The organism is Pseudogemmobacter sp. TB195, assembly GCF_058313095.1.
This window is the reverse complement of sequence record NZ_JBZEGG010000003.1, coordinates 26,557-40,292: the sequence shown is the minus strand read 5'-3', so window position 1 is coordinate 40,292 and position 13,736 is coordinate 26,557. Positions and strand designations below refer to the sequence as shown.

General features: G+C 62.7%; 10 protein-coding genes and 2 tRNA genes. 3 read left to right on the top strand and 9 right to left on the bottom strand.

The genetic code is table 11. The features are described from left to right. Positions 1–45: 45 nt before the first annotated feature. The 4 genes from prfB to AC4FS3_RS04490 form a co-directional block, all read right to left on the bottom strand. Entirely contained in the window at positions 46–1,167 is a 1,122-nt protein-coding gene (prfB, locus tag AC4FS3_RS04505) for a peptide chain release factor 2 (RefSeq protein WP_283178232.1), read from the bottom strand. Between the two features lie 124 nt (positions 1,168–1,291). Further along, positions 1,292–3,847, bottom strand: coding sequence for a penicillin-binding protein 1A (locus tag AC4FS3_RS04500; protein WP_283178233.1), 2,556 nt, complete (start codon positions 3,845–3,847; stop codon positions 1,292–1,294). Positions 3,848–3,978: 131 nt separating this feature from the next. Then, positions 3,979–5,241 carry an N-acetylmuramoyl-L-alanine amidase gene (locus tag AC4FS3_RS04495; protein WP_491019573.1) on the bottom strand — a complete coding sequence of 421 codons (1,263 nt, stop codon included), beginning with the start codon at positions 5,239–5,241 and terminating at the stop codon, positions 3,979–3,981. Between the two features lie 90 nt (positions 5,242–5,331). Further along, a complete protein-coding gene (locus AC4FS3_RS04490; RefSeq protein WP_491019572.1) occupies positions 5,332–6,483 on the bottom strand; it encodes a pyridoxal phosphate-dependent aminotransferase in 1,152 nt (383 codons plus the stop codon). A gap of 88 nt (positions 6,484–6,571) precedes the next feature. Between AC4FS3_RS04490 and AC4FS3_RS04485 the strand changes: the two genes are divergently transcribed. Then, entirely contained in the window at positions 6,572–7,321 is a 750-nt protein-coding gene (locus tag AC4FS3_RS04485) for a DsbA family protein (protein ID WP_491019571.1), read from the top strand. 69 nt (positions 7,322–7,390) lie between these two features. On the opposite strand, the gene ispG is transcribed toward AC4FS3_RS04485, so the two are convergent. The 3 genes from ispG to hemA form a co-directional block, all read right to left on the bottom strand. After that, complete coding sequence (ispG, locus tag AC4FS3_RS04480; protein WP_092898165.1) at positions 7,391–8,515, bottom strand: flavodoxin-dependent (E)-4-hydroxy-3-methylbut-2-enyl-diphosphate synthase; 1,125 nt, start codon at positions 8,513–8,515, stop codon at positions 7,391–7,393. A gap of 117 nt (positions 8,516–8,632) precedes the next feature. Next, positions 8,633–9,868, bottom strand: coding sequence for a helix-turn-helix domain-containing protein (locus AC4FS3_RS04475; protein ID WP_491019570.1), 1,236 nt, complete (start codon positions 9,866–9,868; stop codon positions 8,633–8,635). Positions 9,869–10,050: 182 nt separating this feature from the next. Further along, positions 10,051–11,280, bottom strand: coding sequence for a 5-aminolevulinate synthase (hemA, locus tag AC4FS3_RS04470; RefSeq protein ID WP_491019569.1), 1,230 nt, complete (start codon positions 11,278–11,280; stop codon positions 10,051–10,053). Positions 11,281–11,562: 282 nt separating this feature from the next. Between hemA and AC4FS3_RS04465 the strand changes: the two genes are divergently transcribed. Together AC4FS3_RS04465 and AC4FS3_RS04460 are read left to right on the top strand one after the other, a co-directional pair. After that, entirely contained in the window at positions 11,563–12,957 is a 1,395-nt protein-coding gene (locus AC4FS3_RS04465; RefSeq protein WP_491019568.1) for a M20/M25/M40 family metallo-hydrolase, read from the top strand. After that, complete coding sequence (locus tag AC4FS3_RS04460) at positions 12,954–13,418, top strand: GNAT family N-acetyltransferase (RefSeq protein ID WP_491019567.1); 465 nt, start codon at positions 12,954–12,956, stop codon at positions 13,416–13,418. Before AC4FS3_RS04465 ends, AC4FS3_RS04460 begins: the two co-directional genes overlap by 4 nt. A gap of 130 nt (positions 13,419–13,548) precedes the next feature. On the opposite strand, the gene AC4FS3_RS04455 is transcribed toward AC4FS3_RS04460, so the two are convergent. Together AC4FS3_RS04455 and AC4FS3_RS04450 are read right to left on the bottom strand one after the other, a co-directional pair. After that, positions 13,549–13,625: transfer RNA gene (locus AC4FS3_RS04455), tRNA-Asp, on the bottom strand. Positions 13,626–13,657: 32 nt separating this feature from the next. Then, positions 13,658–13,734, bottom strand: a tRNA-Asp gene (locus AC4FS3_RS04450). Positions 13,735–13,736: the final 2 nt, after the last annotated feature.

Genomic DNA, 13,736 nt, shown 5'->3' with positions numbered 1-13,736 from the left:
GCCGTATTCCTCTTGAGAAAAACACTCCCGCCGGATTCGCTGCTGTCAGCCCTCGGCGTCGGCGCGGCTCTTGCCCGCCATATCCAGCGCCAGCGTGGCCGCCATGAAGGGATCGAGATCGCCATCAAGCACGCCTTGCGTGTCCGAGGTCTCATGGCTGGTGCGCAGGTCTTTCACCATCTGGTAGGGCTGCAACACGTAAGAGCGGATCTGGTTGCCCCAGCCCGCATCCCCTTTGGCATCATGCGCCTCGTTGATCGCCGCCGAGCGCTTGTCCAGCTCCTGCTGGTAAAGCCGTGCCTTCAGCGCATTCATCGCAATCTCGCGGTTCTGGTGCTGCGATTTCAGAGATGAGGTCACCACGATCCCGGTCGGGAAGTGGGTGATCCTGACCGCCGAGTCGGTTTTGTTCACGTGCTGACCGCCGGCGCCGGATGACCGGAAGGTGTCGATGCGGATATCCTTATCCAGCACCTCGATCTCGATATTGTCATCGACCACCGGATAGACCCACACGCTCGCAAACGAGGTCTGGCGCTTGTCGCCCGACCCGAAAGGCGAAATCCGCACCAGGCGATGCACGCCCGATTCCGTCTTCAGCCAACCGTAAGCATTATGTCCCGAGATCTTATAAGCGACCGATTTGATCCCCGCCTCCTGCCCGGCTTCCTCTGAGAGCATCTCAACGGTGAAACCGCGACGCTCCGCCCAGCGGGTGAACATTCGCGCCAGCATCTCGGCCCAGTCCTGCGATTCCGTGCCGCCCGCGCCTGCATTGATCTCAAGGAACGTGTCATTGCTGTCGGCCTCGCCATTCAGCAAAGCCTCCAGCTCTTTTTGAGCCGCGACCTCAAGCAGCGCCTTCAGCGCATCCTCAGCCTCCGCAACCAGCGCATCCTCGCCCTCGGCCTCGCCGAGCTCGATCAGCCCGAGATTGTCATTCAGCCCGCTTTCGATCAGCCGGTAGCCGTTCAGCGCATCCATCAGCGACTGCCGCTCGCGCATCAGCTTCTGCGCCCGGGCCGGATCATTCCACAGATCCGGCTGCTCGATCAGCGCGTTGAACTCCTCAAGCCGGTGCGGCGCCATCTCAAGGTCGATCCGCTGTGCCAGAAGGCCCAGCGACTTGCGGATCTGATCAACATTGCCTTGCGTCTCGGCGCGCATAACTCACCCTCTCAATCATCGAGCGGCGTCATATCTCCTGGGGCTCTCCGGAACAAGGGGCCTGTGCGCGCGCCCCATGCGACACCACCCCGAGGCGCGGCGCCCGGCGCGCGCGCCTGCCAGGTCAATAGAGCCCGCCCGATGACACCGTGCCGAAATCCGCCTTGCCCGGGATCACCCGCGTCTCGCCCGTCGCGGTTGTGACCGAAGCCGAGCCGCTTTCCGTCTCGCCATAGGCAAACAAGGGCAGGTTCTGGCCCATTTCGAAGCCGCCATCCACCATGGCGCCCAGCCCGAAATCGACATCCGTGCCCTCGCGGAAATATTCCGCCACCACATTCGCGCCCGAAGCATCATCTGACAGCCGCGCGCCGGTGAACCGGTCGATCTTCACGAAATAACCCCCCGGCGGCACTTTGAATTTCGAACCGCCGTATTTCTTCACGACCTCTTTCATGAAATCCTGGAAGACCGGCACGCAAAGCGTCCCGCCATAGGCGCGCGAGCCAAGCGTCCGCGGCTGGTCAAAGCCGATATAGCAGCCCGCCACAATGTTCGACGTATAGCCGATGAACCAGACATCCTTGGCGTCATTGGTCGTGCCGGTCTTGCCCGCCACCGGCACCGGCAGCCTGACCCCACTGCCCGAGCCGCGCTGCACCACACCTTCCAGCATCGAGGTCAGCTGATAGGCGGTGATCGCATCCATCACCCGCTCGCGGTTCGAGGTGATCTTCACCCCGTTGCCCCGGGGAAGATCACCGGCGCCGCAATCCTCGCAAGAGCGTTTGTCATGGCGGTAGATGGTGCGCCCGTAGCGGTCCTGCACCCGGTCGACCAGCGTGGGCTCCACGCGTTCGCCACCATTGGCGAACATCGCATAGGCCGCCACCATCTTGTAAAGTGTGGTCTCCTGGGCACCGAGGCTGTTCGCCAGATGCTGGCCCAGCCGGTCATAGACGCCAAAACGCTCGGCATAGGCCGCGACCGTCGACATCCCCACTTCCTGCGCCAGACGAATGGTCATCAGGTTCCGCGATTGCTCGATCCCGGTCCTCAGAGGCGTCGGTCCGTAGAATTTGTTCGAGGCATTCTTGGGAGTCCAGAGCCCCTGCGGCGTCTCGATCTCGATCGGCGCATCGACCACGATGGTCGCGGGCGTATAGCCGCTGTCCAGCGCCGCCGCATAGACGAAGGGCTTGAACGAAGAGCCCGGCTGGCGTTCGGCCTGGGTGGCGCGGTTGAACACCGAATACTGATACGAGAACCCGCCCTGCATCGCGAGGACCCGGCCGGTATTCACATCCATCGCCATGAAGGCGCCCTGCACTTCCGGCACCTGGCGCAGGGTCCAGCGGATGAACGCGCCATCCGCATCCTTCACCATGCGGCGCACCAGCACCACATCCCCGACCTCGACCAGATCCGAAGCGCGTGTCGCCTTCTTCCCAAGCTTGCCATCGGCCAGGCGCTTCCTGGCCCAGCTCACGTCATCGGCCGGAATATCGCCGGTTTCCGCCACTCCCTCGATGCCGATTGTGGCAGAGCGCTCGCCCAGCGAGAGCACCACCGCCGGATACCAGCCCTCGATATCGCGCGACACATCCGTCGCACTCAGCGCCGCGCGCCAGTCTTCCTCGCGGGACAGCTGATCGGCTGCGATGGTCTTGCCGGTGCCGCGCCAGACCCCGATGCCACGGTCATATTTCTCCAGCGCCTTGCGCAAAGCCGCCTGGGCGATCTCCTGCAATTCCTGGTCAATGGTGGCGCGGATCGTCATGCCGCCTTCAAAGAATTCCTTGCGCCCGAAATCCCGCGACAGCTGGCGCGAGACCTCTTCGGTGAAATAGGTCCGCCCGGGAAGCTCTTGCCGGAAAGACGGAAAATCACCGTTCTGCACGGACAAAAGCGGGGCCTCGCGTTCTGATTTCCAGCTGGCCTCGTCGATATAGCCATTGTCCCGCATCTCGCGCAGCACATAGTTGCGCCGGTCGATCAGCTTCTGGCGATTGCGCACAGGGTGGAAATCAGAGGGCGCCTTAGGCATCGAGGCAAGCGTCGCCGCCTCATGTGGTGACAGCTCGGTCAGGGATTTGTTGAAATAGGTCTGGGCCGCTGCTGCGACACCATATGAATTCTGCCCGAGAAAGATCTCGTTGAGATAGATCTCGAGGATCCTTTCCTTTGACAGCGTCTCCTCAAGCCGTGTGGCGAGGATGATTTCCTTGATCTTGCGCTCGACCCCGGCGGCGCCCTTACGGGTCCCGTCGAGCAGCATGTTCTTCGCCACCTGCTGCGTGATGGTCGAGGCGCCGCGCACATCCTGGCCGCGCGATCTGACCGCCTCGGAAAAGGCGGCGAGCATACCGCCGGCATCATAGCCCTGATGGCTGAAGAAATTCTTGTCCTCGGCCGAAACAAAGGCCTGCTTCACCAGATCGGGAATATCCTCGGCCGAGACAAACAACCGGCGTTCATCGGCGAATTCATCCAGAATCCGCCCCTCACCGGAATAGATCCGGCTGATGGTGGCGGGGGCATATTTCGCAAGGCTCTCATGGCTCGGCAGATCGCGCGAATACATCCAGAAAATCGCGCCAACCGTCAGGGCACCAAAGAAGATGCCAAGCGTGACAGCTGAAAAGATAGCCCCAAAGAAAGAGGCGATGAATCGCAACACTGCTCTGATCCCCGGATGATGCTGCCTTTCCCTATATCAGACGCGCCCCCCCGTCAAAACCCTGGCCATCACCAGATCGTCACCCCGGCGGAAACCGCCCCCCCTGCCCGGCCCGTCACCGGACACAAGGCTCAGTCCCGCGCCGCCCGCAAAGCCGCATCTTCTTTCGCCCAGACAAGGATCCCGTCCCGCATCGCCGCGGCCATCCTGGCCCGCCATTCCGGGTCGGTCAGCCGTTTCAGATCCCGCGCCGAGGACAGAAAGCCCAGCTCCACCAGGACCGAAGGAATATCGGGGGATTTCAGCACCGAGAACCCGCCTTCCTGATGCGGCTTGCGATGCATCCTGAGATCCGCCCCCTTGATCGACGCCTCCAGCGCCGCCACCAGCCGGTCGATCCTCGGCTTTGTCTCGGTCCGTGCCATGTCGATCAGCACCGTCGCCACCAGGTCGTCCTGGGCCGAAAGATCGATCCCTGCCAGCAGATCGTCACGCTCATGCCGTTCGGCCAGCGCCTCCGCCGCCGCATCGCTGGCCGCATCTGAGAGGGTGTAAAGTGTCGCACCATGCGCCTCGCCCTCGGCCAGGGCATCGGCATGGAGCGAGAGAAACAGATCCGCGCCCGCCACCCGCGCCACCGAGATCCGCGTCTCAAGCGGGACGAAGATGTCTTCTTCGCGGGTCAGAACCACTTTGAACCGCTCGTCCCGCGCCAGCAATTCCTTGAATTCACGCGCGAATGTCAGCATCAGATCGGCTTCTTTATGGCCGTCGCGTTCTGCGCCCGGGTCGATGCCGCCATGACCGGGGTCAAGCACCACGATGATCGACCCGCCCGCGCGCCTCGCGATCACCGGAACATCTGCAGGCACCGGCAGAGACCATTCCTCAGGCTCCGGCAGCGCGGTGATCTTTGCAAAATTTGCCGCCGAACTCGGGCTCAGACGAATGGTCAGCCGCGCCGTCTCGGCGGCCCCTGCCCGGCCGGTCTCCATCCCCGCCCTGAGCACCTGCCAGGGCCCGTCCAGCTCGATCACCAGCCGCGACCAGCCGGGACGGAAGATCCCTGCCCGCATCGCACGAACAGGCTCTGCCACCTGGGGCATCCGCTCAAGGCCCGCCCAGTCGACCTCGCGCATATCGAGGATCATGCGCGGCGGGTTATCAAGCATTCTCACCCGCCAGGGCACCGGCTGGCTGATCGACAGATCCAGCACCAGATCGCCGGTTTCCTGCGAAAGCGACGATTGCGCCGGATCAAACCGGGCCAGCGCGCTCAGCACAGGTGTGACCGCCGGTGGGCTGGTTTCAGCCTTCAGCCCAGGGACAGGTCCGCCCGACAGCATAACAGCAAAGGCCACGGCCAAAGCCCGCGCCAGCCTTGAAACTCCCATAGAGCCCGATCCCCGCAACCCGCATCCGGCATCGATCAAAGGCCGGAAAATGTTCCCGTGATTATGGAAAATCCGCCGTGTGAAGTCCATTCACCTTGCGGCCATGAAGCGCGAGAGCCGCGCAAGCCCCTCGACAATATCTGCGGTCGCCCGCGCATAGGAAAAGCGCAGCCACTGCCGGCCCCGGACCGGGTCAAAATCCAGCCCCGGCGTCACCGCCACGCCGGCGTCCTGCAGGATCTCGCTCGCAAATTCCAGGCTGTTTTCCGTCAGGTCAGACACATCGGCATAGATGTAGAACGCCCCATCCGGCGGCGCGATCCGGGTGAAACCGGCTTTCGGCAGGCCTTCCAGCATCAGACGGCGGTTCTCGCGGTAGACGGCGCGATTGGCCTCCAGCTCATCGGTGCAATCCAGCGCCGCCAGGGCCGCGACCTGGGCAGGATGGGGCGGGCAGATGAACATATTCTGCGCCAGCCGCTCGACCCGGCGGATCTGATCCTCCGGCACCACCATCCAGCCGATCCTCCAGCCGGTCATCGAGAAATATTTCGAGAAGGAATTGATCACCCAGGCAGTGTCGCTGACCTCCAGCGCCGAAACCGCCCGCGCGCCGTAATGCAGCCCGTGATAGATCTCGTCCGAGATGAAGGGGATGCCGCGTGCCTCTGCCCAGCTGGTCAGCGCCGCCAGCGCATCGCGGTCCAGCATCGTGCCGCTCGGGTTACCAGGCGATGCGACGATCAGCCCGTCGAGGTCATGGCCGTCAAGATCCGCCGGCACCGGCTGCAGCCGGTTCTCATCCTGCGCCGGGATGCCGACCGGCACCAGCGACAACGCGCGCAGGATCTGGCGATAGCTCGGATAGCCCGGCTCCCCGAGCCCGACCCGCTGGCCGGCATCGAACAGCGCGGTGAACGCCAGCAGGAACGCGCCGGAAGAACCGGAGGTCACGATGACCCGCGCAGGATCGAGGTCGATATCATACCAGCGCCGGTAAAGCGTGGCGATGCCCGCGCGCAGTTCCGGCAGGCCGGTCGCGACCGTATAGCCCAGCGGCTGGTCAAGGGCGTGGATCAGCGCGTCGCGGGCGGCTTTCGGCGCGGGCGTGCCGGGCTGGCCGACTTCCATATGGATGATATGGCGGCCTTCGGCCTCAAGCCTGCGGGCCTGTTCCATCACATCCATCACAATAAAGGGATCGACATCACCCCGCCTGGATCCCTGACTTGAATTGCCCATCCGCTGCCCCCTAAAATGCCGGAAATCACGCGCCAGCCGGCTGACTGGACCCTGCGCGTGCCAAGGTCAACCCGGAAGGATTCCCCCTATGCGCCCCGCCCTCGCCCTTGCCGCGCTTCTGACGGCTGTCTCAGTTCCTGCGGTAAAGGCGGAAAGCCTGAAAGACATGATCGCCGCCGAGCCGGAGGCTTTCAACGACGCGGTGGCCGACTACCTTCTGGCCAATCCCGAGATCATCATCGAGGCGATGAAGGTTCTGCAAAGCCGCGAGGATGATGCCGCCGCCTCGCGCGATATCGACATGCTGGCCGCGAACCGCGATGCGATCTTCAACAATGCCGCCGACTGGTCGGGCGGCAATCTTCAGGGCGATGTGGTGCTGGTCGAATTCATGGATTACCGCTGCGGCTATTGCCACAAGGCCTTTGAAGAGGTCGAAGAACTGGTGAAAAGCGACGGCAATATCCGCTTCGTGCTGAAGGAATTCCCGGTTCTGGGCGAGCAGTCGGTGCTGGCGGCAAAATTCGCCATCGCGGTGAAGATGCTCCATGGCGACGAGGCCTATAAGAAAGCGCATGACGCGCTTTTCGCGATGCGCGGCGATATGACGCCCGATACGCTGACGCGGCTGGCGGAAGGGCTGGGCCATGACGGGGCGGCGCTGCTGGCAAAGGCCGCAACGCCCGAAGTCCAGGCAGTGATCGACGCCAATTACGCGCTGGCCGATACGATGGCGATTAACGGCACACCGACCTTCGTGATCGATGACGCGATGGTGCGGGGTTATGTGCCGCTGGACGGAATGCGCCAGATTGTCGAGCGCCAGCGCAAGGGCTGACCTTCAGACAGCAGATTAAAAAAGCCCCGCAATCCTTTCAGATTGCGGGGCTTTTTGATGTCTGTGGGTTCACTCTGCCGCTTTGATCGTCTCGGCGTCGATCTCGACTGCGCGTTTCTCGACCAGCTCGACGATATGGTCGATCATCTGGTCATTGTTCATCTTATGGCTTTGTTTGCCGGCCATATAGACCATGCCATTCCCTGCACCACCACCGGTAAAGCCGATATCGGTCATCAGTGCCTCACCCGGCCCGTTCACCACACAGCCGATGATCGAAAGGCTCATCGGCGTCTTGATATGTTCCAGCCGGCGTTCCAGCTTCTCGACCGTCTTGATCACGTCAAAGCCCTGGCGCGCGCAGGAGGGGCAGGAGATGATCTGCACGCCGCGCGTCCTGAGGCCCAGCGATTTCAGGATCTCATAGCCGACTTTGACCTCTTCCACGGGGTCCGCCGAAAGCGAGACCCGGATCGTATCGCCGATGCCGAACCACAAAAGGCTCCCCAGCCCCACCGCCGATTTCACGGTGCCCGACATCAGGCCCCCGGCCTCGGTGATCCCGAGGTGAATGGGCGCATCGGTAGCCGCCGCCAGCTGTTGATAGGCGGCGGCTGCGAGGAACACATCCGAGGCCTTTACCGAGATCTTGAATTCGTGGAAATCGTGATCCTGCAGGATCCTGATATGGTCGAGGCCACTTTCGACCATCGCGTCCGGGCAGGGTTCGCCATATTTATCAAGGAGATGCTTTTCCAGAGACCCGGCATTCACCCCGATCCGGATCGAACAGCCATGATCTTTCGCGGCGCGGACCACCTCGGCCACGCGCTTCGCGTCGCCGATATTGCCGGGGTTGATGCGCAGACAGGCGGCGCCTGCCTCGGCGGCCTCGATGGCGCGTTTGTAGTGGAAATGGATATCCGCCACGATGGGCACCGGGCTTTCGCGGCAGATTTCGCGCAAAGCGGCGGTCGAATCCGTATCGGGCGTCGAGATACGGACGATATCCGCCCCCGCCTCTGCCGCACGGATCACCTGATCCAGCGTCGCGCGCACATCCGACGTGATCGTGTTGGTCATGGTCTGCACCGAGATCGGCGCATCGCCCCCGACCGGTACAGAGCCGACCATGATCTTCCGGCTCTGGCGGCGTTCGATATTCCGCCAGGGGCGGATCGGGTTGAGACTCATTCCCGCATACTCCGGTTGATGCCTCGCCCTATGTAATCCCGCCCGTGCCGCACGGCAACCGGCCCGCAGCACGGGCCGGGTCACATTGCAGCAATGTCGCAGATTACCGCGCCCTGATTACTGGGCGGGCTTTGTGGTCGCGCAGCTGGATGCCAGATTGGGCAGCGCGCCGCTGGCATCTGCGGTCATGATCCGCGCCAGATCGCGGTCTTTCGCCAGATCGGCCTCGGCATATTTGCCGGTCACCGCTTCGGGCGAAAGCGCGATATTCGACGCGACATTGGCGCCCGGTGCGGCCGGACCATAGGTCTTGCCGCCCACCACGAAATAGACGCCACCGGAATTGCCGGTGCGCAGGCTTGCCACCTCTTCCAGCGCCGGCACCTGATAGCTTTCGCAGGTGTTCAGGATCTTCTCAAACAGGACGGTACCATCGGCAGAACTCACGCGCATCCAGGCCGGGCGCACCGCCAGGATCTGCACACCCGGAGGCGCATCGGCGGTGACCTGGATCACGCCATCCTGCGGCCCGGCGCCGGTCTCTGCTGCGACAACGCCGCTGACACCGCCGGCCTCGGCCCCGCCCATACGCGGGTCAATCGAGCCGATCGGGCCATTGCGCGATTCAAACACCGGCACATCAAGCGCCTGCGGACGGTAAAGCCGGTCCATCAGATCGGGCGCAGCCCCGGCCTGAGCGGTCTGGGTCACCGGGGTCCGGTTCGCCTCATCGCCCATGGCGGTCTGCTGCGCCACATCCTGTTGCAGCGGATCGATGGAGACGACGACCGCAGGGGCCTCATCCACCGGCGCCAGCTGCACGCGCTGAACTTCCTGAAGGATCGACCAGCCGCCATACCCGATGGCGCCGATCAGCACGACCAGAACGGCAAGCGAACCCACAGCCCCCGGCTCGATCTTCGAGAGCCAGCTTTCGCCGCGCGGCACGAAGGTCAGATTGGGATTGGCAAGCGGTTCCGAGAAATCGCTGCGCGGGCGCGCCTGGGCCGCGCGCGGCGTCCCTGCCTGGGCCGACATGCCATGGGCGGGGGTGAAATTCGCTTCCTTGCAGAAGCGCGCGAAAGCGATATCCGAATCCATGCCCAGATAGCGGGAATAGGACCGCACATAGCCCGCCACAAAACCGGGCGATTCAAAAGCGGAAATATCGGCATTCTCGATGGCGGCAATATAGGTCGCCTTGATCTTCAGATCGCGCTGAACATCAAGAAGGGACTTGCCCAGCGTCGCGCGTTCACCGCGCATAATATCACCAAGCCGCAAGTCGAAATCGTCAAAGCCTTTCGGCTTTTCGTCTTCCGCTGCCTGAGGTTTCGACCTCCAGCTGATCATGCGATGCCCGTCCCCCAGCCTGCGCCTCTGGACCCGTTTGGCCGCGCCTTACCTGGCATCGGTCTCTTCGGGTTGTCCCACCGGGTGAGTCTCCGCGTCCTTATCACGTTCGCGCGACTCACCTCGCTTCGTATTGCGAAAACGCTAACACAGGGCAAGAGTTTTTGCACATGCGAGAATGCTCAGGCGGATGCTTCGGCGCGATTCAGCGCACAATGCCCCCAGAGCTGATCCATCGCCTTCACAAGCTGGTCAATTTCCGCCGCGCCATGCACCGGCGAGGGCGTGAACCGCAGCCGTTCGGTGCCGCGCGGCACGGTCGGGAAATTGATCGGCTGCACATAGATGCCGAACTGGTCGAGCAACATATCCGAGAGCATCTTGCAATGGATGGGGTTGCCGACATGAACCGGTACAATATGTGTGTCATGGTCGATGATCGGCAGGCCAAGGCCGCGCAGCCGCATTTTAAGAACGCGCGCCTGATCCTGGTGCTGTTTGCGCAAAGCCCGACCGCCCTCGCCCTTCAGAAACCGGATCGCGGCCGCCGCCCCCGCCGCAACCACCGGCGGAATCGAGGTGGTGAAGATAAAACCGGGCGCATAGGAGCGCACGGCATCAACCATCTTCGCAGATGCAGCAATATAGCCGCCGAAAACGCCAAAAGCCTTGCCCAGCGTCGCATTCACAATATCGATCCGGTGCATCTGGCGATCACGTTCCGCAAGCCCTGCCCCGCGCGCGCCATACATGCCAACGGCATGGACTTCATCGAGATAGGTCAGCGCGCCGAATTCTTCTGCCAGGTCACAGATCGCCGCAATCGGCGCCACATCGGCATCCATCGAATAGATCGATTCAAACGCGATCAGCTTCGGCGCAGCAGGGTCATCCGCCGCCAGCAATTCGCGCAGATGCGCCAGGTCATTATGGCGGAAAATCCGCTTTTCCCCACCGCCGCGCCGGATCCCCTCGATCATCGAGGCGTGATTGAGCGCGTCCGAGTAAATGATCAGCCCGGGGAAAATCACCTTCAGCGTCGAAAGCGTCGCATCATTGGCGGTATAGGCGGAGGAGAAAACCAGCGCCGCCTCCTGGCCATGCAGATCGGCGATCTCGGCCTCGAGCCGTTTGTGATAGACGGTCGTGCCCGAGATGTTGCGGGTGCCGCCCGAACCGGCGCCGGTGGCCTCCAGCGCCTCATGCATCGCGCCCAGCACGTCCGGATGCTGCCCCATGCCAAGATAGTCATTGCCGCACCAGACGGTGATCTGCTGCTCGCTGCCATCGGGACGGGTGTGGATCGCATGCGGGAACTGGCCCTTGCGACGCTCGATATCAATGAAGGTACGGTAGCGCCCCTCTTCATGAAGCCTGCCAAGCGCGGAATCGAGCGCTGCATCGTAATTCATGGGTCCGTCCTCACGTCTTTGCGGCGCCCTTTATGGACCTGAAGCCGCCGCCCGGCTTTGATATGCGTCATGCCACGACACAAGTGAACCTGACGAATTGTCGCTGCCACCATATAATCATTCTAAACCCAGCTTTAGCGCGGTGTGACGCAAAATGCTACCTCTCCGGATTGCTTAAATTGAGATCCGGACCGTCTTGCGCGCACGAATGGCAGGCGCCGGCTCTGGACAGTTGCGCCCGGTCCTGGCAGGTTTCCTCAACATGACCCGGGAGAGACCGCGATGAGCGCCGCCGAGACCAACAATCACCTGGACGAGATCCTTGCGGGGATCGACAGGGCCCTGCCCGACGCGATTGAACGCCTGAAAGAGCTTTTGCGCATTCCCTCGATCTCGACCGACCCCGCCTGGAAAGCCGATTGCGCCCGCGCCGCTGACTGGCTGGTCGCCGATCTGCAGAGCCTTGGCTTTGAGGCCAGCGCCCGCCCGACGCCGGGGCATCCGATGGTGGTCGCCCATGCCGGCGAGGGGCCGCGCCATATCCTGTTTTACGGCCATTACGATGTGCAGCCGGTGGACCCTCTGGCGCTGTGGCACCGCGATCCCTTTGATCCTGTTGTGGAAAGCACCCCCAAAGGCGATGTGATCCGGGGCCGTGGCACCTCGGATGACAAGGGCCAGCTGATGACCTTTATCGAGGCCTGCCGCGCCTGGAAGGCGGTGAATGGCCGCCTGCCCTGCCGCATCACCATTTTCCTTGAGGGCGAAGAGGAATCCGGCTCGCCTTCGCTGATCCCGTTCATGCAGGAAAACGCCGCCGAACTGACCTCGGATATCGCGCTGATCTGCGACACGTCGATGGTCTCGCCCGGCGTGCCCTCGATCGCGGGCCAGCTGCGGGGGATGCTCAAGGATGAGTTCACCCTGCACGGGCCGAAGATCGACCTTCATTCCGGCCATTACGGCGGCCCGGGCCTTAACCCTTTGCGCGAAATCGCAAAACTCATCGCGAGCTTTCATGACGACCAGGGCCGCGTCGCGGTCGCGGGCTTCTATGAGGGCGTGCATGAGGTCCCGGCCGAGCTGAAACGGCAATGGGAACTGAGCGGTTTTGACGAGAAGGATTATCTCGAATCGGTCGGCTTCACCGTGCCGCATGGCGAGGCCGGCTATACGACTTTGGAACAGCAATGGGCGCGTCCGACGCTGGAGATCAACGGGCTCTGGGGCGGCTATCAGGGTGCCGGGTCAAAAACGGTGATTCCCGCCGAAGCCCATTGCAAGATCACCTGCCGCCTCGTGGGCGATATGGATCCCGATGATCTGCGCCGGAAGGTCCGCGCCCATGTCGAGGCCCGCCTGCCGAAGGACGCGAAGATCACCTGGGATAACAATCTCGAAGGCTCGCCGGCGGCGGTGATGAACACCGACCGCCCGGAATTCGAAGCCGCGCGCCTTGCGCTGTCCGACGAATGGAACCGCGAGGCGGTGATTGTCGGCATGGGCGGCTCGATCCCGATTGCGGGGTTTTTCAAATCTGTGCTCGGGATGGATGCGATGCTGATCGGATTCGCGAATGACGATGACGCGATCCATTCGCCGAATGAGAAATACGATGTGAAAAGTTTCCATAAAGGCATCCGCTCCTGGGCGCGCGTGCTGGATCGCATCGCATGAGCGGCGCCGTCACGAAAAAAGCGCCGGAGATTCGCGATCTGACAGCGGCGGATGAAGCCGCCTGGCGCGGCATCTGGGACGAATACCTGACCTATTATGAGGTCAGCCTCGCCCCCGAGGTCACCAGCCATACCTGGTCACGCCTGATGGACCCCGCCGCACCGCTGAACGGAAGGGTGGCGGTGCAGGACGGTCGCCTGCTCGGATTCGCGCTTTACCTGACACATGGCTCGACCTGGGTGATCGGCGAGGATTGCTACCTCGAAGACCTCTGCGTCACCGAAGCGGCGCGGGGTGAGGGAATCGGCCGCGCGCTGCTGGAGGACCTGGTCGCGCTTGCGCGGGAGAGAGGCTGGAACCGGCTCTACTGGCATACGAATGAGACAAACGCGCGCGCCCGGGCGCTCTATGATACATTCGTGCAAAGCGACGGGCATATCCGCTACCGAATGCGCCTCTGACGGCGGGGGGATGCCTCTGGCGGGAGTATAAAGGTCAGGAGGAAATGCCAATTTTCTCCTGATACCAATACGCAAAGCAGCCCGGAACGGGCAGTTTATTTGTATCTTTCAGGAGAACATATATACGAAATGGCGCGGTTGACGGGGCTCGAACCCGCGACCCCCGGCGTGACAGGCCGGTACTCTAACCGACTGAGCTACAACCGCGCTATCGTCCCTGTTCGCATCCGGAAAGCAAGTGGCGCGGTTGACGGGGCTCGAACCCGCGACCCCCGGCGTGACAGGCCGGTACTCTAACCGACTGAGCTACAACCGCGC

Coding starts and splice junctions, on each gene's coding strand:
- prfB (WP_283178232.1), bottom strand. CDS start 1,167: ATGCGCGCCGAGACGCAAGGCAATGTTGATCAGATCCGCAAGTCGCTG.
- ispG (WP_092898165.1), bottom strand. CDS start 8,515: ATGAGTCTCAACCCGATCCGCCCCTGGCGGAATATCGAACGCCGCCAG.
- AC4FS3_RS04475 (WP_491019570.1), bottom strand. CDS start 9,868: ATGATCAGCTGGAGGTCGAAACCTCAGGCAGCGGAAGACGAAAAGCCG.
- AC4FS3_RS04485 (WP_491019571.1), top strand. CDS start 6,572: ATGCGCCCCGCCCTCGCCCTTGCCGCGCTTCTGACGGCTGTCTCAGTT.
- AC4FS3_RS04495 (WP_491019573.1), bottom strand. CDS start 5,241: ATGGGAGTTTCAAGGCTGGCGCGGGCTTTGGCCGTGGCCTTTGCTGTT.
- AC4FS3_RS04465 (WP_491019568.1), top strand. CDS start 11,563: ATGAGCGCCGCCGAGACCAACAATCACCTGGACGAGATCCTTGCGGGG.
- hemA (WP_491019569.1), bottom strand. CDS start 11,280: ATGAATTACGATGCAGCGCTCGATTCCGCGCTTGGCAGGCTTCATGAA.
- AC4FS3_RS04460 (WP_491019567.1), top strand. CDS start 12,954: ATGAGCGGCGCCGTCACGAAAAAAGCGCCGGAGATTCGCGATCTGACA.
- AC4FS3_RS04490 (WP_491019572.1), bottom strand. CDS start 6,483: ATGGGCAATTCAAGTCAGGGATCCAGGCGGGGTGATGTCGATCCCTTT.